Source organism: Pantoea sp. X-Soil-YNGN-844 (assembly GCF_059730595.1).
On the sequence record NZ_AP036007.1, the window covers coordinates 2,190,436 to 2,215,510 of the forward strand.

Consider the following 25,075-nt stretch of genomic DNA (forward strand, 5'->3'; position numbering starts at 1 on the left):
GTCATAACGGCCGCTTTACTGGCCGTCGAGACCACGGATAGGTTTAACTGAAGACCACGTCCGGCAGGATGGACAGTGCCAGTAAAGCGCATGTGCGGTAAAGCCACACTTCTGGCAGCGATAGCGTGGCTTGGTGCGGATCTGTTCACCCACCATGTTGCGCAGCACCATCAGACTCTCTTTGGCCCGGCCATCTTCGGCTTCACGCAGGTTTAAATCCATCAGGCGATGGAAGACACGCATCGTCGGATGGCGTTCAAGCTGACGACTGATATAATTTTGTGCCGCTTCAGCGCCCTGCTGCTGTTCAAGGATGTCTGAAAGATAAAGTTCCGCTGCCGCGCCGGTGTTCTGTTCCACACAGCGCTGCAGAAAGTCTGCCCAGGCGTCAGGCTGATTAAGCCGCTGGAAACAGGTCTCCAGCATGCCCAATGTTTCACTCACCAGCTCTTTATCCTGATCCAGCACGCGCTGCAGATGACCCACCGCTCTGGCGAAGTCTTCTTTTTCCATCAGAATACGGCCCATCATAATGGAGATGCGTGCGCTGTTGCGGTCGGCCGCCTCCCCTTTCTTCAGCAGGCTCATGGCACGATCCAGATCGTCGCTGCTCATCGCCTGTAACGCCAGTTCACAGTAGAAGTGGGCGATTTCGCCTTTCTGCTTCTCTTTGCCGAGCTTAACCAGGCGTTCTGCAACCTCGATCGCCTGTTGCCAGTCACTGGTGGCCTGGTGGATCAGTAACAATTGCTGCAGCGCGCCGATACGAAAATCTGTTTCATCGGTGAGCTGCTTAAACATATCTTCTGCGCGGTCATATAGGCCCGCCGCCATATAGTCGCGACCCAGCTGCTGAACGGCAAGCAGACGCTGCTCGTAGCTCAGGGAAGCACTTTCCATTAATGCCTGATGGATACGGATAGCGCGGTCAACTTCTCCGCGCGATCGGAACAGGTTACCCAGCGTCAGATGTGCCTCTACCGTGCCGCTGTCCTCTTTTAGCATGTCGAGAAACAGATCAACGGCTTTGTCCTGCTGATTTGAGAGCAGGAAATTGACGCCCGCCACATATTCACGTGACAGCCGGTTGGCTTCCTGTTGCTTATCCTGATGCGCGCTGCGGCGGCCCATATACCAGCCATAGGCAGCCGCAACCGGCAGTAACAGAAACAGCAATTCATGCATTGAGGATTATTCCCGGCCAGCCGGAGAAGATGGCGTGGTCGCCAGGGCGGTGCTCTGCTCAATTTGCGTCTGCATACGCTTAATTTTCCGATTGGCATTGGCCAGTGAAACACGGGTCCGTAACCAGAACAGCCCGCAGATGACCCAGCCAAGCACAAAACCTGCGCCAAACAGTGATGCCAGTAAGGTCGAGATGCTGAACTCACCCTGTGCCAGCAGATAGTTAAAAGTAATGACCTGATCGTTATGCGCGCCTAAGGTGACGGAAATGATAAAAATGACCAGTACCACTAAAAAAATCAGCAAATATTTCACAGTGCATCCTGTTGTGAGGTTATCGGGTAGAATTATGCCAAAAATCCAGCATAAATGCTGCTCCCAGCAGCATCGGGCGAGTCGCTTTTGCGCAGGCCCGACTAATAATATGGGGTCTTAAGGGTGAATTACAATCAGGGCTCCCGCTGTGCCACCTCTTTTTGCTCTTCCGGCGGTAGCGTCAGCGGGCCGCAGAAGCGCTGTGCCAGCCAGGTCGCCACGGTGACCAGCAACCAGGAGAGCACGGTTGCCATCGCCAGATCGCGTGGCCAGTGCATGCCCAGCAGCAGGCGGCTCGCCATCACGCCCGTCGCCCACAGGAAAATCACCACCACGGTTTTATAATGCCGGCGCGGCCAGAGCAACCCCAGTGCCAGCAGTGCCCAGCTGGCGGCAAACATGGTATGCCCCGACGGAAAAGCAAAGCCGGTTTCAAACGCCCAGTGTCGTTTCAGCCAGCCCGGAATCTGCGTCTCATCGGCAATCAGTGACGTCACCATCTCACCACGCTGTTTACGCTTCAGCTCGTAAAAAGTCTTCTCATCCAGCCCATGATGCTGCTCCAGCCAGATCACATAGGGACGCGGCTCCTGAATCTGCTCTTTGATAAAGGATTTGGTGTATTGTCCCGCCAGAATAGTGGCGTTCATGATCAGCAGCAGCAGGATGGCGGGCTTCAGGCGAAAGCGCAGACACCAGAGCATCCAGGCGCTCAGCAGCACGCTGGTGACAATACCCCACGGATTGGTGACGGTTTCCGTCATCCAGAAGAGCCCCTTCAGCAGCGCATTGCTTTCACCTGCCTGCCAGCGCCAGCCGGTAAGCCAGACGGCAACCGGCATGATGAGCAACAGCAGCATTCCGAAGGTGGTACGACGCGAAATCTTAAACATCCTTTTCCCTTATCCTGGTGTCAAATGGCAACATTTGCATAACTTTAGCTTAAAAAAGAATAACATAACCGTTGCCGATTGGATAATTGTGCTTTATCACTGCAATTGGTCTCAGAGATTACCAGCCCGCTTCCGGGTTGTGGCACAATATTGCACGTTTGTCAGGCCACACTGGCCTGTGCGCTATCATGATGATAGTGCATCCTCTGAAGGTTCTGGAGAGTCACATGCAGCTTAAACGGGTGGCAGAAGCCAAACTGCCCACGCCATGGGGAGATTTCCTGATGGTTGGTTTTGAAGAATTGGCAACCGGACATGACCATGTTGCACTGGTCTTTGGCGATATTAATGACAACGAGCCGGTACTGGCGCGCGTTCACTCCGAATGCCTGACCGGCGATGCACTCTTCAGCCTGCGTTGCGACTGTGGTTTTCAGCTGGAAGCCGCGCTCAATGCCATCGCAGAAGAAGGTCGCGGCGCGCTGCTCTATCACCGTCAGGAAGGCCGTAACATTGGTCTGCTGAATAAGATCCGCGCCTATGCGTTGCAGGATAAGGGTTATGACACCGTAGAAGCGAATCATCAGCTTGGCTTTGCCGCCGATGAGCGCGACTTCACCCTGTGCGCAGATATGTTCAAACTGCTGGGCGTGAATGAAGTGCGTCTGCTGACCAACAATCCGCGCAAAGTGGAGATCCTCAGCGAAGCCGGGATCAACATCGTTGAACGTGTGCCGCTGGTCGTGGGACGTAATCCGAAGAATGCACACTATCTGGATACGAAAGCGGAAAAGATGGGGCATCTGCTGCCGAAGTCATAAATGAAAAAGCCGGGTCTCCCCGGCTTTTTTGTCAGTCCAGCATATTGCGGATAACGTAGTGCAGTATACCGTCGTTGCGGTAATAGGTCAGCTCATTACCGGTATCGATGCGACAACGGGTGTCCAGCTCTTCTTTACTGCCGTCAGCACGGGTCAGCGTGACTTTCACGCTGCAGCCTGGCGTCAGTGCCTGAAGATCTTCTACGTCAATGCATTCTTCACCGGTCAGCCCCAGAGTTTTGCGGGTCACGCCCTGCGGGAACTCCAGGGGCAGAATGCCCATCCCAATCAGGTTAGAGCGGTGAATACGCTCAAACGATTCGGCAATCACGACCCTTACCCCCTGCAGACGTGGCCCTTTAGCAGCCCAGTCGCGGCTTGAACCAGAGCCGTACTCCTTACCTGCAATGACCGCCAGCGGCACCCCTTCCGCCTGATATTTCATCGCCGCATCGTAGATGGCCAGCTGTTCGCCACTCGGATAGTGTCGGGTATAGCCGCCCTCCACGCCTGGCACCATCTCATTGCGGATACGAATATTGGCGAACGTGCCGCGCATCATCACTTCATGATTACCGCGACGCGACCCATAAGAGTTAAAGTCGTTGCGCTCAACGCCGTGTGACAGCAGATAGCGCCCGGCGGGACTTTCCGCTTTAATGCTGCCCGCTGGCGAGATGTGGTCCGTGGTGACAGAATCGCCCAGTAATGCGAGCACCCGCGCACCGCGAATATCCTGCACCGGCTTAGGCTCTTTCTCCATATCATCAAAGAACGGCGACAGGCGGATGTAGGTCGAGCCTTCATCCCAGTCGTAGGTTGCCGCTTCACTGACCCTGATCGCCTGCCACTCTGGTGTGCCATCGAAGACTTCGGCGTACTCTTTGTGGAACATATCACTGGTGACCTGCTGCACGGCTGTGGCTATCTCTTCCGGCGACGGCCAGATATCTTTCAGGTAGACCGGCTGGCCCTGACGATCGTGTCCCAGCGGCTCCGTCTGCAGGTTGATCTTCATATTACCCGCCAGCGCGTAAGCCACCACCAGCGGCGGCGAAGCCAGCCAGTTGGTTTTAATCAGCGGATGAATACGACCTTCAAAGTTGCGGTTGCCGGATAAAACGGCACCGACCGTGAGATCGCCCGCTTTGATCGCAGACTCAATCTCATCTTTCAGCGGGCCGGAGTTACCGATACAGGTGGTGCAGCCGTAGCCCACCAGGTTAAAGCCCAGCTCGTCGAGATACGAGGTCAGCTGCGCGACGGCCAGATAATCGGAAACCACTTTGGAACCGGGTGCCAGCGAGGCTTTGACCCACGGCTGACGTTTCAGACCACGCTCTACCGCTTTCTTCGCCAGTAAACCGGCTGCCATCAGCACGCTTGGGTTAGAGGTGTTGGTACAGGAGGTAATCGCACTGATCACCACCGCGCCATCGGTCAGTGTGTGAGTCAGGCCAGTGTCGCTATCGGTATACTCAACATTCTTATGCGGTTTTTGCGCCTGATTCACTTCCAGCTCGTTGCTGGCATCAAACGCAGCGGGCACATCACCCAGCGACACCCTGTCCTGCGGACGTTTTGGTCCGGCCAGGCTTGACTCCACTTCGTTCATATCCAGTGCCAGGGTACTGGTGAAACGCGGCTCATCGCCGGGATTGCGCCACAGACCCTGCGCTTTGGCATAGGCTTCCACTAAGGCGACCTGATCGGCATCACGTCCGGTCAGCGTCATGTAGCTCAGTGTGACGTCATCGACCGGGAAGAATCCGCAGGTCGCACCATACTCCGGTGCCATGTTGGCGATGGTCGCACGGTCGGCCAGCGGCAGGTCGGCCAGGCCGTCACCGTAAAACTCAACGAATTTGCCGACGACGCCATGCTTACGCAGCATCTGAGTGACGGTCAGAACGAGGTCGGTTGCGGTAATGCCTGCGCGCAGTTTGCCGGTAAGTTTGAAACCTACGACATCCGGGATCAGCATGGAGACAGGCTGACCCAGCATAGCTGCTTCAGCTTCGATGCCCCCGACTCCCCATCCCAGCACGCCAAGCGCGTTGATCATGGTGGTATGAGAATCGGTACCGACCAGCGTGTCGGGCCAGGCATACTCTTCGCCATTAAGGGTTTCATGCCAGATTGCCTTGCCGAGATATTCCAGGTTCACCTGATGGCAGATGCCGGTTCCTGGCGGCACGACGCGGAATTTATCAAACGCTTTCTGACCCCAGCGAAGGAAAACGTAGCGCTCATGGTTACGCTCCATCTCCAGCCGGACGTTCTCTTCAAAAGCGTCATCATCACCAAAATGGTCCACGGTGACCGAATGGTCGATAACCAGATCGACAGGCGACAGCGGATTCACTTTGGCGACATCGCCGCCCAGACGATTAACCGCTTCGCGCATAGCCGCCAGGTCGACCACGGCCGGCACGCCGGTAAAGTCCTGCATTAATACGCGGGCTGGCCGGTAGGCGATTTCACGGTCGGCGTGAGCATCTTTCTGCCAGTCAACCAGCGCCTGGATGTCCTCTGTGGTGACAGAGTCGCCATCCTGCCAGCGCAGTAAGTTTTCCAGCAGAACTTTAAGAGATTTGGGCAGGCTATCGATGTTGCCGAGATGTTGAGCCGCACGGGGAAGACTGAAGATGTGATATTTGTTGGTGTCGACCTGCAGTATTTCCTGACTCAGCTCGCGTAGGGTAGACGACATAGCTCCTCCTTTTTCGTTCATGGTCTTAAACCTTAGTGAGACAAAGGTTTATGTTAAAGATAGACCACAAATTCGTTAACGTTTTGATTACAACACAAATTGCTACAATCGCCGAAAACGAAAATGCCCCGTGAAAACACGAGGCATCAGAAAGAGGTGATTTAATTCAAATTACAGCGTTATCCACACCGCCGCAGACCAGAACGCAAAGGAGAAAGCATACGCGCTAAGCCAGGACATTTTAATAATATTCATTTGGTTCACTCCTTCGCCGGAATCGGGCGTAAAAGTTTTTGCGGTCGCCTGTCAATCGGCGACACCCTTTGGTCTTACAGGATGTGGAAAGGGGCATTTAAAAGCCCACCGGAAACTCCGGTTATAAAAGAGCAGTGACGAATAGATGGTCTTACAACGTTATTTGTTTTTAGGGTCCAGAAACGACTCAATAAACAGTCGCTGGTTATCACTCAAATCCCATGACTCGGGGATAGACACTTTTTCGTCCTTTGCAAGGGCTTCTTTACCTTTGCAGGATACTGACTTGTGCTGACCCGTGGTCAAAGAACGTTTATGACTGAGTGTATGTGCCCACATGGCTTTAGCCCCAGATACGCCAAATCATTAACGCTACAACCACCCAGAACAGCGCAGAGGCAGCGAATACGGTTAACCAGGCATTGCGACGGGTGTTGCCAGTACGCTCAACCTTGGTGCTTTTTGCCGGGAAACCCGGTTGTACAGTCAGTCGTGTATTCATAGTTTTTGATAATCACTCTCAACAAAATGATTGATAACATCGATTAAGATTTAGGAGGAATCCTAAACGCGTTAAGGCCAAAAATCCAGTTATTTTTATTGAGTAAAACGATTAACGGTATTAATCAATAGGCTTCGGTAACGTAAGAAATCATTAACTCCTGAACGAATATTTAATTAAACAGACAACTAATGAATTTGAGTTAATTTAAAAACAGATCCATTTAAAACTAAAGTCACATCTAAAGAACCTTATGTTTACTGGCTTCACACATCAGCTCTTAACTGGAGTATGGGAATAATCCTGGCGAGTCGCAAAGTGACATAGTTAAAAGTGTGTTGTATTTCGCATTTAAGAAAGCCCAACCGGAAAACATGTGATCAATGTTTCATTTACAAAAAAATCATAAAAACTTTTGATTCTCATTTGGCGCTAAAGCCTGGCAACAAAAAAGGCTGCACCAGGCAGCCTTATGTTGTCGCTTAGCGCATCAACGCTATTTAAATGGCAGCTTAATGTCCTTAAACATCGCCTCAATGTCTTCGTTTGAGCGCAGCGCCACGGCAGTATCCACCACGTCGCGGGTCAGGTGTGGCGCAAAACGCTGGATAAAATCATACATATAGCTGCGCAGGAAGGTGCTGCGGCGGAAGCCAATCTTGGTGGTACTGTTGGTAAAGATATCGGCGGCTTCAATACGAATCAGGTCAGGATCGGCCACCGGGTCAACTGCCATACTGGCAATAACCCCCACGCCCAGACCTAAACGGACATAGGTTTTAATGACGTCAGCATCAGTCGCGGTGAAGACAATGCGGGGTGTTAATCCTGCCCGATTAAAGGCCGTGTCGAGTTCTGAGCGCCCGGTAAAGCCAAAGGTGTAAGTCACCAGCGGATATTCAGCCAGTTCTTCGATGCTCACCTGCCCTTTTCCGGCCAGCGGATGATCAGCCGTGACGACAATCGCGCGGTTCCAGTGGTAGCACGGCAGCATGATGAGATCATCATAGAGATGCAGGGCTTCAGTGGCTATGGCAAAGTCCGCATTGCCCTTGGAAACCGCTTCGGCGATCTGGGTTGGTGAACCCTGATGCATATGCAAAGAGACGCGCGGATAGCGCTCGATAAATCCTTTGATCACGCCTGGCAGCGCGTAACGTGCCTGGGTATGTGTAGTGGCGACATAAAGCGAGCCTTTATCCGGCCAGGTGTGCTCGCCGGCCACGGATTTGATCGCATCCACTTTGGAGAGGACTTCACGCGCTATACGAATGATCTCTTCCCCTGCAGGCGTCACCTGGGTGAGATGTTTACCGCTGCGGGCAAAAATTTGCACACCCAGCTCATCTTCCAGCATACGCACCTGTTTGCTGATGCCGGGTTGAGAGGTGTAGAGACCTTCCGCTGTCGAAGAGACATTGAGATTATGGTTCACCACTTCGACGATATAGCGCAACTGCTGTAATTTCATATCTATTCCATCCCGGTAAGTTACAGAGTCGCATCCCCGCTTGACGTATAGTCGCAAGGGTCAAGAAATGCTATGCATCAGGAAAGGTCGGAAATGCTATAACAACTATATCAGTTTAAGTGACAGAGTAGAACGGATTGATATAAGGCTCAGAAAAAGGCCAGCGAGCGCTGGCCTGAATGTGGTGCGTTGTCAGTGTCAGTGGTCAAATCGGGTAATCACAGTAAGGACAAGGCCAGCAAATGCTGGCCTGAGACTTACTTTTTCGCTTCCTGCCACTTGCCATCTATATAGAAGGCGGACCATCCGGTTGCCTTACCCTCTTTTTCAGAGGAGACATACTGCTGTTTGGTTTTGCGGCTGAAGCGCACCAGCGTTTTATTGCCTTCCGGATCGGCTGCTGGCGCGTCGGCCAGATATTTCAGCTTCTCAGGCAGACGATCTTTGAAGCGCTGAAGCTCCTCCACCAGCGGCGCACGCGTTTCGCGTGATTTCGGGAAGGTGTTGGCCGCGAGGAAAACGCCCGCTGCGCCGTCACGCAACACGAAGTAAGCATCGGACTTCTCACACGCCAGCTCTGGCAGCGGAACCGGATCTTCTTTCGGCGGTGCAACTTCACCACTGCGCAGAATCTTGCGGGTGTTTTTGCACTCTTCGTTGGTACACGCCATGTATTTACCAAAGCGTCCCATCTTCAGGTGCATCTCCGAACCACACTTCTCGCACTCCACCACCGGACCGTCATAGCCTTTAATGCGGAACTCGCCCTTCTCAATTTCGTAACCGTCACACTCCGGGTTATTACCACAGACGTGCAGTTTACGTTCATTATCGATCAGGTAGCTGTCCATCGCGGTACCACACTTCTGGCAACGACGACGGGCACGCAGGGCGTTGGTTTCAGCATCATCCCCTTCCAGAATATTGAGGACTTCATTTTCAGGAATCAGGTTGATGGTCTGTTTGCAGCGCTCTTTAGGCGGCAGCGCATAGCCGGAACAGCCCAGGAAAACGCCGGTACTGGCGGTACGGATTCCCATCTGACGGCTACAAGTCGGACACTCAATCGAGGTCAGCACCATCTGGTTCGGCTGCATGCCTCCCTCTTCAGGATCTTTCTCAGCCAACTCAAGCTGCTGAGTAAAGTCGGCGAAGAAGTGATCGAGAACCGCTTTCCATTGCGCCTCGTTGTTAGCCACCTGATCGAGGTTGCTCTCCATGCGGGCGGTGAAATCGTAGTTCATCAGTTCGCGGAAGTTCTCTTCCAGACGATCGGTGACGATTTCACCCATTTTTTCCGCATAGAAGCGGCGGTTTTCTACCCGCACGTAGCCGCGATCCTGAATGGTCGAGGTAATGGCTGCGTACGTGGATGGACGACCAATGCCGCGTTTCTCAAGCTCACGCACCAGTGACGCTTCGCTGAAGCGCGCCGGTGGCTTGGTAAAGTGTTGACCCGGAAGAAGCTGTTGCAAATCCAGAACATCACCCACGCTGACGGCAGGCAATGTACGATCTTCATCATTCTTACGCAGCGCTGGCATGACTTTGGTCCAGCCATCAAAACGCAGAATACGGCCTTTTGCTTTGAGTTTAAATTCACCCGCCGCCGCTGTAATGGTGCTGGAATCATATTTTGCTGGTGTCATCTGACAGGCAACAAACTGACGCCAGATCAGCTGATAGAGTTTCTGCGCATCCGCTTCCATATCCTTCAGCTTTTCCGCCACCACCTCCACATCGGAAGGACGAATCGCTTCGTGCGCTTCCTGGGAATTCTCTTTGCTGGCGTAAGTAATGGCGGTTTCAGGCAGATACTTTTTACCGAAGTTGCTTTCGATATAGCCACGCGCCATTGCGACCGCATCCTGACTCAGGTTGGTCGAGTCGGTACGCATATAGGTGATGTGACCGGCTTCGTACAGGCGCTGAGCCATCATCATCGTTTTCTTCACGCCAAAGCCCAGACGGGTGCTGGCAGCCTGCTGCAGTGTCGAGGTGATATAAGGCGCGCCCGGTTTGCTGCTGGTCGGCTTATCTTCACGGTCGACGATCTCATAGCGCGCTTTTTCCAGCAGCGCCACCGCGGCATAAGTCTCATCGCGATTGACCGGACGGAAGGCTTTATCACCTTTGTGCGTCACGTCCATGGACAGCTCATCGCCTTTTGGCGTGGTCAATGCGGCATTAACTTCCCAGTACTCTTCGGGAACAAAGGCTTTGATCTCACGTTCACGTTCCACCACCAGGCGAACCGCAACAGATTGCACACGTCCGGCCGAGAGGCCACGGGCGATTTTTTTCCACAGCAGTGGCGAGACCATGTAGCCCACCACGCGGTCCATGAAACGACGCGCCTGCTGAGCATTTACCCGGTCAATATTCAGTTCGCCCGGCTTTTCAAATGCCTGACGAATCGCATTCCTGGTGATTTCGTTAAAGACCACGCGGCTGAAGCGCGAGTCATCACCACCGATCACTTCCCGCAGGTGCCAGGCAATGGCTTCCCCTTCGCGGTCAAGGTCGGTTGCGAGATAGATGTGGTCAGCATTGGCGGCTAGCGCCTTCAGTTCAGCAACGACTTTCTCTTTGCCGGGCAGAATCTGATAATCCGCTTCCCAGCCGTGATAAGGGTCTACACCCATGCGGCTGACGAGTGCAGCTTTCTCATCTTTTTTAACTTTTTTGACTTTCTTGTCAGTTGAAGCGTCTTTGACTTTCTTATCTGTCGAAGCGTCAGCACTCTTCTTCGCGGTTGAACCACTGGTCGGCAGATCCCGGATATGACCTACGCTGGATTTAACCACGTAGTCACTACCCAGGTATTTATTGATTGTTTTAGCCTTTGCCGGGGACTCAACAATAACGAGTGCTTTACCCATATTTACCTTTACCTAATGAAAACATCCTGCTTAACGGGAGAGGATTGGATGCCCAAAAACCCAGTGGGTTCAATATTGCTGCGCCTGTTTAACATTTCAAGGCGGAGGGGTCAATCTCAGATCAGATGATACGGCCTGCTGCAACTGCATGATAAAGCGTGCTTTTTCCATCTGAACTCTTCGCACATCCCGGTGCAAAATCCCTGAAATCGGAATCGCCCACACTCTACCTGATAAAATCTGTTACGCAACTTAATTAGCACTCAGCCCGAACTTACGCCAGGTTTTCATCGTTCAGACCGATTTGTCACAGCGCGTGACAGGCCAGTAATATAGAAAGGATTTGGATGCTGTCAAAAAGGAGCGAATAAATGCAGAGATCAACTCAGGCTATTTCCCGCCAGACGTTGCTGGAAAAGGCCAATGCGCTGATTAAAGAACATGATGATTATTTAGCAGGCATGCAGGCGGATGAAGTGACTCAGCAGGCGGATGTGCTGGTCTTTCGCGGACCGTTCTTTCTTGATGCGGATGGACTGCCGACCGCGAAAACCACGGCGGTGTTTAACGTCTTCAAATACCTTGCTGTGGAGCTGTCGCCGCGCTATCACCTGGAATAAAAAACCCGGCACAGGCCGGGTTTCGCATCAGAGCAGTGGCTTTTCGCCGCGCTGCCAGAGTTTCAGCAGCAACCGCTCAGCCACCGAGCCAGCGCTCTGGGTAAAACGGTCCATCATTTTACGACGGCGGGCGTAATGCACGCCGAGTACGCTGAATTGATCCATCTGACGGATGATCAGATCATCGCTGGTGCCGATTTCGTCAATCAGACCGAGATCCAGCGCCTGACGGCCATACCAGTGCTCACCGGTTGCTACCCGATCGATGTCGAGCGACGGGCGCATCTGGTGAACAAACTGCTTGAACAGCAGGTGCGTTTCGTCGAGATCTTCCTGGAATTTCTCACGTCCCTCTTCGGTATTCTCACCAAACAGCGTCAGCGTGCGCTTGTACTGTCCTGCGGTATGCAGCTCAACATCAATATCGTTACGCTTAAGCAGGCGGTTGAAGTTTGGGATTTGCGCAACCACACCGATGGAACCAATGATCGAGAACGGTGCCGCCACAATGCGATCGGCCACGCAGGCCATCATATAACCTCCGCTGGCTGCCACTTTATCTACGGCCGCCGTGATGCGCAGACCCTGATCGCGCAGGCGCTGCAGCTGCGATGCTGCCAGGCCATAGCCATGCACCACACCGCCAGGGCTTTCAAGACGCAGCAGCACTTCGTCGCCAGGCTGCCTGACCGCCAGCACAGCTGAAATTTCTTCACGCAGTGAGCTCACCTCACCGGCATCCATGCTGCCTTTGAAATCGAGTACATAGAGCGTGGGCTTAATGCTGTCTGTCTGTCCCTGCTTCGCCGCCTGCTTTTCCGCTTTGGCTTTCAGCTTTTCACTTTTCTTATGATTTTTCAGCCAGATTTTTTGTGCCTGAGGCTTCATTTTTGCCAGCTGCAAATCCTCTTTCATCTGTTGATAGTCATCATCCAGATGAGTCAGTCGAAGCTGACCGTTTTGTGCCCGTTTGCGTAACGCGGCATTCATCACAATCATGACAATCACAGCGACGGCAACCACCAGTGTCACCACTTTCGCTAAAAACAGTCCATACGTTGAAATAAAATCCATCAGGTCGCCTTCACAAAAGAATAAAAAACAATTCGCCAGTTTAGCCGTTTTGCCCCGCTTCGTCGCCTGAAATGCCAGCAGCTGGCACAGAATGGGTGGGTTGGCGATTGCGCCCATTCGTAAATTCAGGCATAAAGCGGAATCATGCTGTTTTCGCTGGAGGACCCCGCTGTGCATTATCAACCGAAAAGCGACCTGCTCAATCATCGCATTATCCTGGTCACTGGCGCTTCAGATGGCATTGGCCGGGAAGCGGCGCTGACGTATGCCCGTTATGGCGCAGAAGTGATCCTGATGGGCCGTAACCCTGAGAAGCTTCAGCAGGTCAAAGAGGCAATCGATCAACTTAATAAATGTGCTGCTCATACCGTCGTGTTTGATCTGGCTGAAGCGACACCGGAACGTTGCCATCAGATAGCAGAACAGCTGTCGCAGCAGTTTCCTCGCCTTGATGGCGTGCTGCACAATGCCGGTATCCTTGGTGAAATCGTGCCGCTGGCGGAACTCGACCCACAGGTCTGGCAGCAGGTAATGAACATCAACCTGGACGCAACCTTCTTCCTGACCCAGGCGCTGTTGCCGCTGTTGTTAAAATCGGATGCCGGTTCACTGGTGTTTACCACCTCCAGCGTGGGCCGTAACGGTCGCGCGGGCTGGGGGGCTTACGCTGTCTCTAAATTTGCCACCGAAGGCATGATGCAGGTACTGGCTGATGAGTATAAAACGCAGGCATTGCGGGTGAACTGTATTAATCCGGGCGGGACGCGAACCAAAATGCGTGCCAGCGCGTTCCCGCAGGAAGATGCCAATAAGCTGAAAACCCCTGCTGATCTGATGCCGCTCTATCTTTATCTGATGGGTGATGATAGCCGGCGCAAAACCGGTATCAGCTTTGATGCGCAGCCGGGCAGAAAACCCGGAGCCGCAGAGTAATGGCTGACGATCGTCATCAGCAGCGTCAGCAGCGCCTAAAAGAGCAGGTCGATGCGCGGATTGCAGCAGCCACCGAGGTGCGTGGCATCCTGATGGTGTTTACCGGCAACGGCAAAGGCAAAACGACGGCGGCTTTTGGTACCGCCCTGCGCGCCACCGGTCATGGCAAACGCGCAGCGGCTGTCCAGTTCATTAAAGGTGACTGGCCGAATGGCGAGCGAAACCTGCTGGAACAGCACGGTGTTGAATTTCAGGTGATGGCAACCGGCTTTACCTGGGATACGCAGAACCGCGAAACGGATACCGCTGCCTGTCTGGCCGTGTGGCAGCATGCAAAACGGATGCTGGCCGATGAGCAGTTTGATCTGGTGGTGCTCGACGAAATCACCTATATGGTCAGCATGGATTATCTGCCGCTAGCCGATTTGATTACCGCCCTGCAACAGCGTCCGGCGCATCAGAGCGTAATCATTACCGGACGTGGCTGTCATCGCAGCCTGACTGAAATGGCGGATACGGTGACGGAGATGCGGCCGGTGAAGCACGCCTTTGATGCCGGTATACAGGCTCAGCAGGGAATTGACTGGTAGCAGAAAAAGAAAACGCAGCCCTGGGGCTGCGTTTTTCACGATCGGGCAACGGGATTAACCGGCGTTACGTTTGCTGCCCGGATTGCGGCGTGGCGCACGGGGAGTGCTGCTCACTTTGCTGTGGCGTTTCACCGCACGACGAATCTGGTTCGCCTTGGTACGACGACGATCTTTTTCGACCACCAGCTTGGTGACCGTTTCATCATCCAGCTCCACCAGGTTACGCAAATAGTTAACCGCTGGCAGATCCAGTTCGGTCCAGCCACCGCGCGGCAGGCCTTTTGGTAACGTGATATCGCCGTAGCGGACACGCATCAGACGACTGACCTGTACCCCGACCGCTTCCCACAAACGACGCACTTCACGGTTACGTCCTTCGGTCAGAGTCACGTTGTACCACTGGTTGATGCCTTCTCCACCGCCAAACTTCAGGGTTTTAAACGCAGCCGGACCATCTTCCAGTTGAACGCCTTTGCTCAGCTGACGAATTTTATCGTCGTCCACCTGACCAAACACGCGCACCGCATATTCACGTTCCACTTCACGGCTTGGATGCATCAGGCGGTTCGCCAGTTCACCGTCGGTGGTGAAGAGCATCAGACCACAGGTGTTCACATCCAGACGGCCAACGGCAATCCAGCGTGAGCCACGCAGACGTGGCAGACGGTCAAACACCGTCGGGCGACCTTCAGGATCGCTGCGGGTACAGAGTTCGCCTTCCGGTTTGTAGTAAGCCAGCACGCGGCAAACTTCGGTTGCTGATTCAGCAATCGATACCAGATGGCCATCAATACGGATTTTCAGGGATTTACTGCTTTCAACGCGGTCGCCCAGGGTGGCGATCTTGCCGTCAACGCTGACACGACCGGCAGCAATCATTGATTCGATTTCACGACGCGAGCCATGACCGGCACGCGCTAAGACTTTCTGTAACTTTTCGCTCATTGAGCTTCCTCTTTGTCGCCTTCCCAGGCGTCATGATTGGGTGATAATCCCTTCTAAATCAACAAGTTAACTTAGTAAGCTTGCCCCATTATACAGGCATTTAACGCTGATGTAACGCGCTTTATGAATGGTCGAATAGTAAATAAAGAAAGGTTAACCTCTGATAGTTTGAGAACTGATAATTCTTAATACTGAATAAAATTATACCCGACCCAATGATAAGAAAATATGTTTAATAAAGCGTATGCTTCGAAAACTTTATAGCTGAAGACAATTAAATTTTCTAACCACTCCCTTTTCATCAACGCGATGTTCTGAGGGTAAAAATCTTAACGCAATCTTACACTTCCATCATTTTGATTTGCCTTTTTATCCTCCACAAATAATATTAAATTCAGCACAAAATGCTGGTTAATTGAATTTATCCATTCCGAATGCACTGCAAAAATCAAAAAGCCAGATTATTCCTAATTAAAATTAGTTTAAAACCTTATTTTTCATGACATTTGATTTTTATTAGCTTTAATAAATTGTACGACATAATTAAGCTGATACACTTTATCCCGGCAGCATAATAAAAAAGCAAAGCACGCGATAAAGCGTTCTTGCGACATTTGAGTCTTGCTTAATTCATTCGTTAATAAAAATAGTGTTTTTACATTAATCCAATAAACCGGCGCATCCGGAGTTGTTGCGTTAATACGGTTCATTGATGAACCTTGCTTGCATGTCAAAAATCTTCACCAGGGATTTCCCGACATGCCTGAATAAAGAAAAACATCATGAGAAACCTGTTTCTGTGCCCGGTGCTTGCTGCATTGGTACTGAGCGGGTGTTCCGTGGGCCACACCGAGTATAGTCGTACGGCGATGCAGCACGTAGATATGAGCGTGACAGGCATTCCGACGATCCTCGGTCTGGGTACACTGGGCACCAGCATTCCTCTGACGCCTGAATATAGCCTTACAGCTGCGCACGTGGCTAAAACTGCCGTGCAGCGTGTGAAGTCTTATCACCCTTATTGCGACCTTGCGATTATTTATCACAAGAATGATGCCAGCACGCTGACTAAGTTCCGCAGCAGCGACATCGGCGATCCGGTTAAAATGTATGGCTACAGCTTTATTTCCGCGATGCCGGTTGAGTCGTCCGGGGTTAATTTAGCCCGCACGGCTATTCGGAATAAATGGAATAAAAGTCCCTGCTTAGCCATGGCCTCGAATGCGGGCGTCGTTCAGGGAATGTCTGGCGGTGGCGTTTATAACCGGGATGATACGCTGGGCGGCGTTATTGTTGGCTATTCTGACTCGATTAAGAATGGGCGTAATAACAAAGTGATCCTGAAAGATGTGTCACTTTATATTCCTTACGGTCAGTTTAAGAACTGGCTGGAGTCGAATCTGGCCCAGACACCGACGCGCGGTGTCTGAAGCCCGACTTGATTACAGGAACGGGCGGGTATCGCCCACGCCTTCACGCACGATTTCCGGCGAATCGGTGGTCAGATCGACCACCGTGGTCGGCTGCTGACCCAGTGTACCGCCGTCAATGATCAGATCGACCAGCTTACCAATGCTGTGCTGGATCTCTTCCGGGTCTGACTCGGTAAAATCGTTGCCCGGCAGAATCAATGAGGTCGACATCATCGGCTGATTCAGCGCTTCCAGCAGCGCCAGCGCCACCGGATTGGAGGGCACGCGCAGACCAATAGTCTTACGCTTTTCATTCATCAGGCGACGCGGCACTTCTTTGGTCGCTTTGAGAATAAAGGTGTAATTGCCTGGCGTGTTGTTTTTCAGCAGGCGAAAAGCCGAGTTGCCTACCTGCGAATAGACCGACAGCTCCGAAAGATCCCGGCACATCAGAGTGAAGTTGTGGTGCCCGTCGAGCTGCCGGATACGGCAGATGCGCTCCATCGCCCCCTTTTCCTCCAGGCGACAGCCCAGCGCATAGCCTGAGTCGGTAGGATAGACAATGACGCTGCCTTTGTTCAGGTAGTCGACCGCCTGGTTAATCAGCCGTGGCTGGGGATTGTCCGGATGGATGTGAAACAATTGACTCATAGAAACCTCGTGTCACCTTTCCGTGATTGTCAGGCCGGGCGCGAGATCCGGGAAGCGTTCCCAGACCGGCTCAACCGCTGCAGGCAGCCAGAGTTTACGGCCCAGCTCAATCCACGGGCAGGGTTGATGAAAATCAGAACCTTGTGATGCGGCCAGTTCATTATCTCTGGCGTATTGTGCCAGTGTTGTACGCTCATTGGGTGGCTGCTGGCACTGCGCGACTTCCATCGCATCGCCGCCCGCCTCGCGGAAATGGGCGACCAGCCGTTTAAGCCACTTCGCCGATAAGCCATATCGGCCAGGATGCGCCAGCACGGCACACCCACCAGAATGATGAATCGCATCAATAGCTTGTTTAATTGTACACCATTGTGGCGGCACGTAGCCGGTTTTGCCACGCGCCAGATAATTTTTGAATACCTGTACCATATTGTCCGCTTTGCCCTGTTCAATCAGGAAGCGGGCAAAGTGACCACGGGTAATGATGCCGCCATCAGCCAGACGCATCGCACCCGCCAGCGCATCCGGGATACGTGCCTTGGCGAGTCGCTCACCGATCTCTTCCGCCCGCGTCCGACGGCAGGCATGTTGTCCGGCCAGAAACGTCACCATCGCCGGATGATGAATATCAATGTTCAGGCCGACAATGTGAATCTCATGGTTCTCCCACAGCGTGGAGATCTCTGCCCCGGCCAGCACTTTTATCGGTAAATCGTGGTCGCGTGCCGCCTGTTGCGCTTCCTCTACCCCTGCAACGCTGTCGTGATCGGTGATCGCCAGTACGCCAACGCGCATCTCAACGGCTCGCTGCACCAGGTCTGCTGGCGTCAGTAAGCCATCGGAGGCGCGCGTGTGGCTGTGTAAATCATAAACCGGGAAACGGGCGATATCGCTCAAGAGAACTCCTGCTAAAACTAAACCGGCCAGCATGATAACGATTTTCACGGTCAGTGAAAAAGTGTATTGACATTTACGCCATGAACCCGTTAACTAGTACACAAGTTCACACGTAACGGGTATTCAATCATGGCTGTTGTAATCACGCATTTAAACGGTTGGCGCGATGTTCCCGAAAACGGGCGACAGGATCGTGCACACTTTGCGTAACCGCTGTGCTAATACCTGAGCCCGCCACCGAGCGGGCTTTTTTTTGAGCGAAATTCAGAGAAATCATCATGCCAAATGCGAAACCTACAGTGAAGTTGATTACCGGCACCGCGCCTTACCGCGAAGATCCGGCCGCAGTGTTTCACCAGCTGTGCGGCGCACGTCCGGCAACCCTGCTGCTCGAATCTGCGGATATCGACAGCAAGCGTAATTTAAAAAGTCTGCTGATTGTCGACAGCGCGCTGCGTATCAGCGCCATGGGTAATACGGTGACCGTTCAGGCGCTGTCAGAAAATGGCCGTGCCGTGCTGCCGCTGCTGGATGAGGCTCTGCCCGCTTCCGTCAGCAATCAGGTCCGTCCCGATGGCCGAGAGCTGACTTTTCCACTGAGCACCGATCCGCATCAGGACGAAGATTCCCGTCTCAAAGCACTCTCGGTGTTTGATGCACTGCGACTGATTCCCCAGCTGGTTAACGCCCCTGCCGACGAGCGCGAAGCCGTGCTGCTGGGTGGTCTGTTTGCCTATGATCTGGTGGCTGGTTTTGAAACCCTGCCGGAACTGGATAATCAGCAGCGCTGCCCTGACTACTGTTTTTACCTGGCAGAGACATTACTGGTGATCGATCACCAGACCCGCAGCGCGCGTCTGCAGGCCAGCCTGTTCTGCCCGTCGACCAGCGAATTCCAGCGTCTGCAACGCCGTATCGAGCAGCTGCATGGCCAGATGCTGCAGCCAGCACCTGCGCTGCCGGTACAAAAGATCGAACAGATGACGCTGACTACCAGCCAGAGCGATGAAGAGTATTGTGAAGTAGTTCGCACCATGCAGCAGGCGATTCGCATCGGTGAAATTTTCCAGGTCGTGCCATCACGCCGCTTCTCGCTGCCGTGCCCGTCGCCGCTGGCCGCCTACGACACGCTGAAAAACAGCAATCCCAGCCCGTATATGTTCTTTATGCAGGATCAGGATTTCTCCCTGTTTGGCGCGTCACCAGAGAGCTCACTGAAGTATGACGCCACCTCGCGTCAGATTGAGATCTACCCGATTGCCGGTACCCGGCCGCGCGGCCGCCATGCTGATGGCTCGCTGGACCGCGACCTCGACAGCCGCATTGAGCTGGAGATGCGCACCGACCATAAAGAGCTGGCTGAACATCTGATGCTGGTCGATCTGGCGCGTAACGATCTGGCGCGCATCTGCGTGCCCGGCAGCCGTTACGTGGCTGACCTGACCAAAGTTGATCGCTACTCGTTCGTGATGCATCTGGTTTCCCGCGTCGTCGGCACGCTGCGCGCCGACCTCGACGTGCTGCATGCCTATCGCGCCTGTATGAACATGGGCACGCTGAGCGGTGCGCCAAAAGTTCGCGCTATGCAGCTGATTGCCGGTGCTGAACGCACCCGTCGCGGCAGCTACGGTGGCGCGGTGGGCTACTTCACCGCTCAGGGCGATCTCGACACCTGCATCGTTATTCGTTCGGCCTATGTCGAAGATGGCGTCGCTACCGTTCAGGCGGGCGCTGGTGTGGTGCTGGATTCCAATCCGCAGGCTGAAGCGGATGAAAGCCGTAATAAAGCCCGTGCCGTTCTGCGCGCTATCGCGACTGCTCATCACTGCAAGGAGATCTTCTGATGGCCGATATTCTGCTGCTCGATAACATCGACTCTTTTACCTACAACCTGGTTGATCAGCTGCGGGCCTTTGGTCACAACGTGGTGATCTACCGTAATAACCTGCCCGCTGAACTCTTAATTGCTCAGCTGGAGCGGATGGAAGATCCGGTGCTGATGCTGTCACCGGGTCCCGGCGCACCAAAAGATGCCGGTTGTATGCCGGAGCTGCTGCGGGTGCTGCGCGGACGTCTGCCGATTATCGGCATCTGCCTGGGTCATCAGGCCATTGTGGAAGCCTATGGTGGCCATGTGGGCCAGGCGGGCGAGATCCTGCACGGCAAAGCCTCTTCTATCGTCCATGATGGCGAGGCGATGTTTGCCGGCCTGAGCAATCCCCTGCCGGTGGCGCGCTATCACTCGCTGGTTGGCAGCAACACGCCGGATGAGCTGACAGTTAATGCCAGCTTTAACGGGATGGTGATGGCGGTTCGTCATGAAACCGATCGCGTCTGCGGGTTTCAGTTCCATCCTGAATCGATTTTGACTTCTCAGGGCGCGCGCCTGCTTGAGCAGACGCTGGCCTGGGCGCTGGCGAAGTAACAGGGAGAATAACGATGCAACAGACACTGGAAAAACTTTACCAGGCGCAGACGCTGAATCAGGCTGAGAGTCATCAGCTGTTCAGCGCCATTATTACCGGACAGCTGGAACCCACGCAGCTCGCCGCTGCACTGGTCGCCATGAAAGTACGTGGTGAAACGCCGGAAGAGATCGCCGGAGCCGCCACCGCGCTGCTGGAAGATGCGAAACCTTTTCCGCGTCCGGATTATGCTTTCGCCGACATCGTCGGCACCGGCGGCGATGGCAGTAACAGCATTAATATCTCGACGGCCAGCGCCTTTGTTGCCGCCACCTGCGGTCTGAAAGTGGCGAAGCACGGCAACCGCAGCGTCTCCAGCAAATCGGGCTCGTCTGACCTGCTGGCCGCCTTTGGTATCAACCTCGATATGCCCGCTGATCGGGCGCGTCAGGCGCTGGACGACCTTAACGTCTGCTTCCTGTTTGCGCCGCAGTATCACACCGGCTTTCGCCACGCGATGCCAGTGCGCCAGCAGCTGAAGACCCGCACGCTGTTCAACGTGTTAGGTCCATTAATCAACCCGGCGCGCCCGCCACTGGCGGTGATTGGCGTCTACAGCCCGGAACTGGTGCTGCCGATTGCGCAGACCCTCAAAGTACTGGGTTATCAGCGTGCAGCGGTGGTTCATGGTGGTGGTATGGATGAAGTCGCACTGCACGATGTGACCCATGTGGCTGAGCTGCGTGAAGGTGAAATCACCCGCTATCAGCTCTCGCCGGAAGACTTTGGTTTTGGCTTCCATCCCAAAGAGGCGCTGGCGGGCGGCACGCCGGAAGAAAATCGTGACATTCTGACGGCTTTACTCCAGGGTAATGGCCAGCAGGCCCATGAGGAAGCGGTCGCCGTTAACGTGGCGATGCTGCTTAAAGTATTCGGTCAGGAAGATCTGCGTGAAAACGCACAGCAGGCGCTTAACGCCATCCGCAGCGGGCAGGCTTATGAACGCGTCGTCGCACTGGCAGCAAGAGGATAATCATGAAAGGCACCGTGTTAGAAAAAATTGTTCAGGACAAAGCGATTTGGGTTGAAGCCCGTCAGCAGCAGCAGCCTCTCTCCACCTTTCAGAACAGCATTGAACCTGCCAGCCGTCATTTCTACGACGCGCTGCAGGGTGCAAGAACCGCGTTTATCCTGGAGTGTAAAAAGGCGTCCCCCTCAAAAGGCGTGATTCGCGAGGATTTCGATCCGGCCGCCATTGCCGGGGTTTACCGCCACTATGCTTCTGCGGTGTCCGTGCTGACCGATGAGAAATATTTTCAGGGCGACTTCGCCTTTCTGCCGATTGTCAGCGCCGCCATTACCCAGCCAGTGCTGTGTAAAGATTTTATTATCGATCCCTATCAGATCTATCTGGCCCGTTACTACCAGGCGGATGCCATTCTGCTGATGCTGTCGGTGCTGGATGATGAGCAGTATCGTCAGCTGGCCGCCGTGGCGCATAGCCTGAAGATGGGTATTCTGACTGAAGTGAGTAATGAAGAGGAACTGGAGCGGGCTATCGCGCTACAGGCAAAAGTCGTGGGGATTAACAACCGCGACCTGCGCGATCTCTCTATCGATCTAAACCGCACCCGTCAGCTGGCGCCGCGCCTGTCACACGGCGTCACCGTGATCAGCGAATCGGGCATAAACAGCTACGCTGATATTCGTGAGCTGAGCCACTTTGCCAACGGCTTCCTGATTGGCTCTGCCCTGATGGAAGAAGCTGACCTGACCGGTGCGGTGCGTCGGGTTACGTTGGGTAGCAATAAAGTGTGCGGTCTGACCCGTGCCGAAGATGCGCGTGCCGCCTATGAAGCTGGCGCAATCTATGGCGGTCTGATCTTCGCGGAAGGGTCACCACGTCAGATTGACACCGCTTCCGCGCAGAACGTGATCGCCGCCGCGCCGCTGCGTTACGTGGGCGTGTTCCGCAACAACTCTGTCAGTGACGTTGTCACGCAGGCCAGCGCGCTTTCGCTGTCAGCAGTGCAGCTGCATGGTAATGAAACACCAGAATTTGTGGCCGAATTACGCGAGGCTCTGCCAGCAGAGATTCAAATCTGGAAGGCGCTGCGCATTGAAGGTGCCCTGCCGGCACGCGACTGGCCACATGTCGACCGTTATGTGTTTGATAATGGCGATGGCGGAACCGGACAGCGTTTCGACTGGTCGTTGTTACAGGGGCAGACGCTGGACAATGTGCTGCTTGCCGGTGGCCTGAGTGCGGATAACTGTGTTGGAGCCGCGCAGCTCGGCTGTGCCGGACTGGACTTCAACTCTGGCGTGGAAAGCGCGCCTGGCATCAAAGATGCCCGTAAAATTGCCGCGGTGTTTCAGACACTGCGTGCCTACTGATTTGCCTGGCCTGCTCTACGGCGGGCCTGAGAAAGGAAGATAAAAAATGACGTTACTGAATCCCTACTTTGGCGAATTTGGCGGAATGTATGTTCCGCAGATCCTGATGCCAGCCCTGCGCCAGCTGGAACAGGCGTTTGTCGACGCTCAGAAAGATCCCGAGTTTCAGGCCGAGTTTACCGACCTGCTGAAGAACTACGCGGGCCGTCCTACTGCTCTGACGCTGTGTAAAAATCTGACGAAAGGCACCAAAACCCGCCTCTATCTTAAGCGTGAAGATCTGCTGCACGGTGGCGCGCATAAAACCAACCAGGTGCTGGGTCAGGCGCTGTTAGCCAAACGCATGGGCAAAAACGAAATTATTGCCGAGACCGGTGCCGGTCAGCATGGCGTCGCTTCCGCGCTGGCCTGTGCGCTGCTGGGCATGAAATGCCGCATCTATATGGGCGCGAAAGATGTCGAGCGTCAGTCCCCTAACGTGTTCCGTATGCGTCTGATGGGCGCAGAAGTGATCCCGGTTCACAGCGGCTCCGCCACGCTGAAAGATGCGTGTAACGAAGCGCTGCGTGACTGGTCTGGTAGCTATGAGACCTCACACTACATGCTCGGCACAGCGGCGGGTCCACATCCCTTCCCGACGATCGTACGTGAGTTCCAGCGCATGATTGGTGAAGAGACCAAAAAGCAGATTCTGGAAAGAGAAGGCCGCCTGCCCGATGCGATCCTCGCCTGCGTAGGCGGCGGTTCAAATGCCATCGGGATGTTTGCCGACTTTATCGATGAAACCAGCGTGAAGCTGATCGGCGTTGAGCCTGCGGGTCACGGCATTGAAACCGGCGAGCATGGCGCACCGCTTAAACATGGTCGCGTCGGCATCTACTTCGGTATGAAATCGCCGATGATGCAGACCCACGATGGCCAGATTGAGGAGTCTTACTCCATCTCTGCCGGCCTCGACTTCCCATCGGTCGGTCCACAGCATGCGCATCTGAACAGCATTGGTCGCGCGGAGTATGTCTCCATTACCGATAATGAAGCGATGGACGCCTTTAAACAGCTGTGTCGCGCGGAAGGGATTATTCCGGCGCTTGAGTCATCTCACGCCCTGGCGCACGCCCTGAAGATGATTCACGCTGAACCGGAAAAAGAGCAGTTGATCGTGGTCAACCTCTCTGGCCGCGGCGACAAAGATATTTTCACCGTTCATGACATTCTGACAGCGCAGGGAGAAATCTGATGGAACGTTACAATCAACTTTTTACGCGGCTGTCAGCGAATAACGAAGGCGCTTTCGTTCCTTTCGTTACGCTGGGCGATCCCTCTCCGGAGCTTTCACTGCGCGTGATTGACGCGCTGGTGGAAGGTGGCGCAGATGCACTGGAGCTGGGTATTCCCTTCTCCGATCCGCTGGCAGATGGCCCGACTATCCAGAACGCGACGCTGCGCGCCTTTGCGGCGGGCACCAACACCAGCCAGTGTTTTGAGATGCTGGCGACTATCCGCCGTAAATACCCGGATCTGCCGATTGGCTTGCTGATGTACGCGAACCTGGTCTTCACTAACGGCGTGGATGAGTTCTATGCCCGTTGTGCTGAAGCCGGTGTGGATTCGGTGCTGGTCGCGGATGTGCCGGTTGAAGAGTCAGCGCCCTTCCGCCAGGCCGCACTGCGTCATGGCGTCGCGCCCATCTTTATCTGTCCGCCTAACGCCAGCGATGAGCTGCTGCGCGAGATCGCGTCGCACGGACGGGGTTACACCTATCTGCTGTCACGCGCGGGTGTGACCGGTGCTGAAAACCGCGCCAGCCTGCCGCTGAAGCATCTGATCGACAAGCTGCGTGAATACCACGCCGCGCCGCCGCTGCAGGGCTTTGGTATTTCAGAACCGGAACAGGTGAAAGAGGCGATCGCTGCCGGTGCAGCGGGCGCTATCTCCGGCTCTGCGATTGTCAGAATCATTGAAAAACACCATGCAGAGCCTGAGGTCATGCTGAGTGAACTGAAGAATTTTGTCAGCCGCCTCAAGGCCGCCAGCCGTTAATCCTGCCATCATGCCTTATCGCGCGATAAGGCATGATTTGTTTCCTTTTTTTTCATTCCGCTATTTGCCCTTTT

Annotated in this window: 22 protein-coding genes, 1 pseudogene and 1 other annotated feature; of the genes and pseudogenes, 10 read left to right on the plus strand and 13 right to left on the minus strand. The window is 54.1% G+C overall.

The genetic code is table 11. The annotated features are described in order from the left end of the window. Positions 1–15 precede the first annotated feature (15 nt). From lapB to pgpB, 3 genes are all read right to left on the minus strand, one after another. Positions 16–1,185: a lipopolysaccharide assembly protein LapB gene (gene lapB, locus AC6I8C_RS10255; RefSeq protein WP_497822406.1), complete on the minus strand. Its 1,170-nt coding sequence runs from the start codon at positions 1,183–1,185 to the stop codon at positions 16–18. Positions 1,186–1,191: 6 nt separating this feature from the next. Then, positions 1,192–1,500, minus strand: a complete 309-nt coding sequence (locus tag AC6I8C_RS10260; protein ID WP_013358009.1) for a LapA family protein — start codon at positions 1,498–1,500, stop codon at positions 1,192–1,194. Positions 1,501–1,634: 134 nt separating this feature from the next. Continuing rightward, positions 1,635–2,393: a phosphatidylglycerophosphatase B gene (pgpB, locus tag AC6I8C_RS10265; protein ID WP_497822407.1), complete on the minus strand. Its 759-nt coding sequence runs from the start codon at positions 2,391–2,393 to the stop codon at positions 1,635–1,637. A 227-nt stretch (positions 2,394–2,620) separates the two neighbouring features. Here pgpB and ribA point away from each other — a divergent pair, with 227 nt between their 5' ends. Beyond that, positions 2,621–3,214, plus strand: coding sequence for a GTP cyclohydrolase II (gene ribA, locus AC6I8C_RS10270; RefSeq protein WP_010244482.1), 594 nt, complete (start codon positions 2,621–2,623; stop codon positions 3,212–3,214). Positions 3,215–3,245: 31 nt separating this feature from the next. Here the strand turns inward: ribA and acnA are convergent, their stop codons facing one another. The 5 genes from acnA to topA all read right to left on the minus strand — a co-directional run bounded on the left by acnA (position 3,246) and on the right by topA (position 11,037). Continuing rightward, positions 3,246–5,927: an aconitate hydratase AcnA gene (gene acnA / locus AC6I8C_RS10275; RefSeq protein ID WP_497822408.1), complete on the minus strand. Its 2,682-nt coding sequence runs from the start codon at positions 5,925–5,927 to the stop codon at positions 3,246–3,248. A gap of 414 nt (positions 5,928–6,341) precedes the next feature. After that, a complete protein-coding gene (locus AC6I8C_RS10280) occupies positions 6,342–6,521 on the minus strand; it encodes a YciX family protein (RefSeq protein WP_072013084.1) in 180 nt (59 codons plus the stop codon). 4 nt (positions 6,522–6,525) lie between these two features. Continuing rightward, on the minus strand, positions 6,526–6,684 hold the full coding sequence (locus tag AC6I8C_RS10285) for a YmiA family putative membrane protein (RefSeq protein WP_003853864.1): 159 nt from the start codon (positions 6,682–6,684) through the stop codon (positions 6,526–6,528). A gap of 496 nt (positions 6,685–7,180) precedes the next feature. Next, positions 7,181–8,155 (minus strand): HTH-type transcriptional regulator CysB, encoded by a 975-nt coding sequence (gene cysB, locus AC6I8C_RS10290; RefSeq protein ID WP_013358012.1) that lies wholly within the window; start codon positions 8,153–8,155, stop codon positions 7,181–7,183. A gap of 257 nt (positions 8,156–8,412) precedes the next feature. Beyond that, positions 8,413–11,037, minus strand: a complete 2,625-nt coding sequence (topA, locus tag AC6I8C_RS10295) for a type I DNA topoisomerase (RefSeq protein ID WP_497822409.1) — start codon at positions 11,035–11,037, stop codon at positions 8,413–8,415. 371 nt (positions 11,038–11,408) lie between these two features. Here topA and AC6I8C_RS10300 point away from each other — a divergent pair, with 371 nt between their 5' ends. Then, positions 11,409–11,657, plus strand: coding sequence for a YciN family protein (locus tag AC6I8C_RS10300; RefSeq protein ID WP_497822410.1), 249 nt, complete (start codon positions 11,409–11,411; stop codon positions 11,655–11,657). A 27-nt stretch (positions 11,658–11,684) separates the two neighbouring features. On the opposite strand, the gene sohB is transcribed toward AC6I8C_RS10300, so the two are convergent. Further along, a complete protein-coding gene (sohB, locus tag AC6I8C_RS10305; RefSeq protein ID WP_497822411.1) occupies positions 11,685–12,731 on the minus strand; it encodes a protease SohB in 1,047 nt (348 codons plus the stop codon). A 171-nt stretch (positions 12,732–12,902) separates the two neighbouring features. On the opposite strand from sohB, the gene AC6I8C_RS10310 reads away from it, so the two are divergent. Both AC6I8C_RS10310 and cobO read left to right on the plus strand, forming a co-directional pair. Next, positions 12,903–13,664, plus strand: a complete 762-nt coding sequence (locus tag AC6I8C_RS10310; protein WP_497822412.1) for a YciK family oxidoreductase — start codon at positions 12,903–12,905, stop codon at positions 13,662–13,664. Further along, positions 13,664–14,254 (plus strand): cob(I)yrinic acid a,c-diamide adenosyltransferase, encoded by a 591-nt coding sequence (gene cobO, locus AC6I8C_RS10315; RefSeq protein ID WP_497822413.1) that lies wholly within the window; start codon positions 13,664–13,666, stop codon positions 14,252–14,254. The genes AC6I8C_RS10310 and cobO overlap by 1 nt, the downstream gene beginning before the upstream one ends. A gap of 54 nt (positions 14,255–14,308) precedes the next feature. On the opposite strand, the gene rluB is transcribed toward cobO, so the two are convergent. After that, positions 14,309–15,199 carry a 23S rRNA pseudouridine(2605) synthase RluB gene (rluB, locus tag AC6I8C_RS10320; protein ID WP_061062581.1) on the minus strand — a complete coding sequence of 297 codons (891 nt, stop codon included), beginning with the start codon at positions 15,197–15,199 and terminating at the stop codon, positions 14,309–14,311. A gap of 497 nt (positions 15,200–15,696) precedes the next feature. Next, a complete protein-coding gene (locus AC6I8C_RS10325) occupies positions 15,697–15,909 on the minus strand; it encodes a hypothetical protein (RefSeq protein WP_497822414.1) in 213 nt (70 codons plus the stop codon). A 72-nt stretch (positions 15,910–15,981) separates the two neighbouring features. Between AC6I8C_RS10325 and AC6I8C_RS10330 the strand changes: the two genes are divergently transcribed. Next, entirely contained in the window at positions 15,982–16,629 is a 648-nt protein-coding gene (locus tag AC6I8C_RS10330; protein ID WP_033732815.1) for a hypothetical protein, read from the plus strand. A gap of 12 nt (positions 16,630–16,641) precedes the next feature. On the opposite strand, the gene AC6I8C_RS10335 is transcribed toward AC6I8C_RS10330, so the two are convergent. After that, on the minus strand, positions 16,642–17,262 hold the full coding sequence (locus tag AC6I8C_RS10335) for an L-threonylcarbamoyladenylate synthase (protein ID WP_013358020.1): 621 nt from the start codon (positions 17,260–17,262) through the stop codon (positions 16,642–16,644). Between the two features lie 12 nt (positions 17,263–17,274). Next, complete coding sequence (gene rnm / locus AC6I8C_RS10340; RefSeq protein WP_497822415.1) at positions 17,275–18,159, minus strand: RNase RNM; 885 nt, start codon at positions 18,157–18,159, stop codon at positions 17,275–17,277. Positions 18,160–18,312: 153 nt separating this feature from the next. Continuing rightward, positions 18,313–18,414 (plus strand) — a sequence feature (Trp leader region). Between the two features lie 23 nt (positions 18,415–18,437). On the opposite strand from rnm, the gene AC6I8C_RS10345 reads away from it, so the two are divergent. The 5 genes and pseudogenes from AC6I8C_RS10345 (at position 18,438) to trpA (ending at position 25,001) form a co-directional block, all read left to right on the plus strand. Beyond that, positions 18,438–20,003 carry an anthranilate synthase component 1 gene (locus tag AC6I8C_RS10345; RefSeq protein ID WP_497822416.1) on the plus strand — a complete coding sequence of 522 codons (1,566 nt, stop codon included), beginning with the start codon at positions 18,438–18,440 and terminating at the stop codon, positions 20,001–20,003. Continuing rightward, positions 20,003–21,597 (plus strand): annotated as a pseudogene (trpD, locus tag AC6I8C_RS10350) (bifunctional anthranilate synthase glutamate amidotransferase component TrpG/anthranilate phosphoribosyltransferase TrpD). The gene AC6I8C_RS10345 and the pseudogene trpD overlap by 1 nt, the downstream one beginning before the upstream one ends. Before the next feature lie 2 nt (positions 21,598–21,599). After that, positions 21,600–22,961 (plus strand): bifunctional indole-3-glycerol-phosphate synthase TrpC/phosphoribosylanthranilate isomerase TrpF, encoded by a 1,362-nt coding sequence (gene trpCF, locus AC6I8C_RS10355; RefSeq protein ID WP_497822417.1) that lies wholly within the window; start codon positions 21,600–21,602, stop codon positions 22,959–22,961. A 46-nt stretch (positions 22,962–23,007) separates the two neighbouring features. After that, the gene (gene trpB, locus AC6I8C_RS10360) at positions 23,008–24,198 is read left to right on the plus strand and encodes a tryptophan synthase subunit beta (RefSeq protein ID WP_013358026.1); all 1,191 of its coding nucleotides are present in this window, start codon (positions 23,008–23,010) and stop codon (positions 24,196–24,198) included. Beyond that, positions 24,198–25,001 (plus strand): tryptophan synthase subunit alpha, encoded by an 804-nt coding sequence (trpA, locus tag AC6I8C_RS10365; protein WP_033783257.1) that lies wholly within the window; start codon positions 24,198–24,200, stop codon positions 24,999–25,001. Before trpB ends, trpA begins: the two co-directional genes overlap by 1 nt. The last annotated feature ends 74 nt before the right edge of the window (positions 25,002–25,075 follow it).

Bases quoted from the DNA above. Each gene is read 5' to 3' on its own strand.
- pgpB (WP_497822407.1), bottom strand. From the start codon at position 2,393: ATGTTTAAGATTTCGCGTCGTACCACCTTCGGAATGCTGCTGTTGCTC.
- trpCF (WP_497822417.1), top strand. From the start codon at position 21,600: ATGAAAGGCACCGTGTTAGAAAAAATTGTTCAGGACAAAGCGATTTGG.
- trpB (WP_013358026.1), top strand. From the start codon at position 23,008: ATGACGTTACTGAATCCCTACTTTGGCGAATTTGGCGGAATGTATGTT.
- trpA (WP_033783257.1), top strand. From the start codon at position 24,198: ATGGAACGTTACAATCAACTTTTTACGCGGCTGTCAGCGAATAACGAA.
- sohB (WP_497822411.1), bottom strand. From the start codon at position 12,731: ATGGATTTTATTTCAACGTATGGACTGTTTTTAGCGAAAGTGGTGACA.
- AC6I8C_RS10345 (WP_497822416.1), top strand. From the start codon at position 18,438: ATGCCAAATGCGAAACCTACAGTGAAGTTGATTACCGGCACCGCGCCT.
- acnA (WP_497822408.1), bottom strand. From the start codon at position 5,927: ATGTCGTCTACCCTACGCGAGCTGAGTCAGGAAATACTGCAGGTCGAC.
- ribA (WP_010244482.1), top strand. From the start codon at position 2,621: ATGCAGCTTAAACGGGTGGCAGAAGCCAAACTGCCCACGCCATGGGGA.
- lapB (WP_497822406.1), bottom strand. From the start codon at position 1,185: ATGCATGAATTGCTGTTTCTGTTACTGCCGGTTGCGGCTGCCTATGGC.
- cysB (WP_013358012.1), bottom strand. From the start codon at position 8,155: ATGAAATTACAGCAGTTGCGCTATATCGTCGAAGTGGTGAACCATAAT.
- AC6I8C_RS10280 (WP_072013084.1), bottom strand. From the start codon at position 6,521: ATGTGGGCACATACACTCAGTCATAAACGTTCTTTGACCACGGGTCAG.
- AC6I8C_RS10300 (WP_497822410.1), top strand. From the start codon at position 11,409: ATGCAGAGATCAACTCAGGCTATTTCCCGCCAGACGTTGCTGGAAAAG.
- AC6I8C_RS10330 (WP_033732815.1), top strand. From the start codon at position 15,982: ATGAGAAACCTGTTTCTGTGCCCGGTGCTTGCTGCATTGGTACTGAGC.
- rluB (WP_061062581.1), bottom strand. From the start codon at position 15,199: ATGAGCGAAAAGTTACAGAAAGTCTTAGCGCGTGCCGGTCATGGCTCG.
- AC6I8C_RS10285 (WP_003853864.1), bottom strand. From the start codon at position 6,684: ATGAATACACGACTGACTGTACAACCGGGTTTCCCGGCAAAAAGCACC.
- AC6I8C_RS10325 (WP_497822414.1), bottom strand. From the start codon at position 15,909: ATGAACCGTATTAACGCAACAACTCCGGATGCGCCGGTTTATTGGATT.
- cobO (WP_497822413.1), top strand. From the start codon at position 13,664: ATGGCTGACGATCGTCATCAGCAGCGTCAGCAGCGCCTAAAAGAGCAG.
- AC6I8C_RS10335 (WP_013358020.1), bottom strand. From the start codon at position 17,262: ATGAGTCAATTGTTTCACATCCATCCGGACAATCCCCAGCCACGGCTG.
- topA (WP_497822409.1), bottom strand. From the start codon at position 11,037: ATGGGTAAAGCACTCGTTATTGTTGAGTCCCCGGCAAAGGCTAAAACA.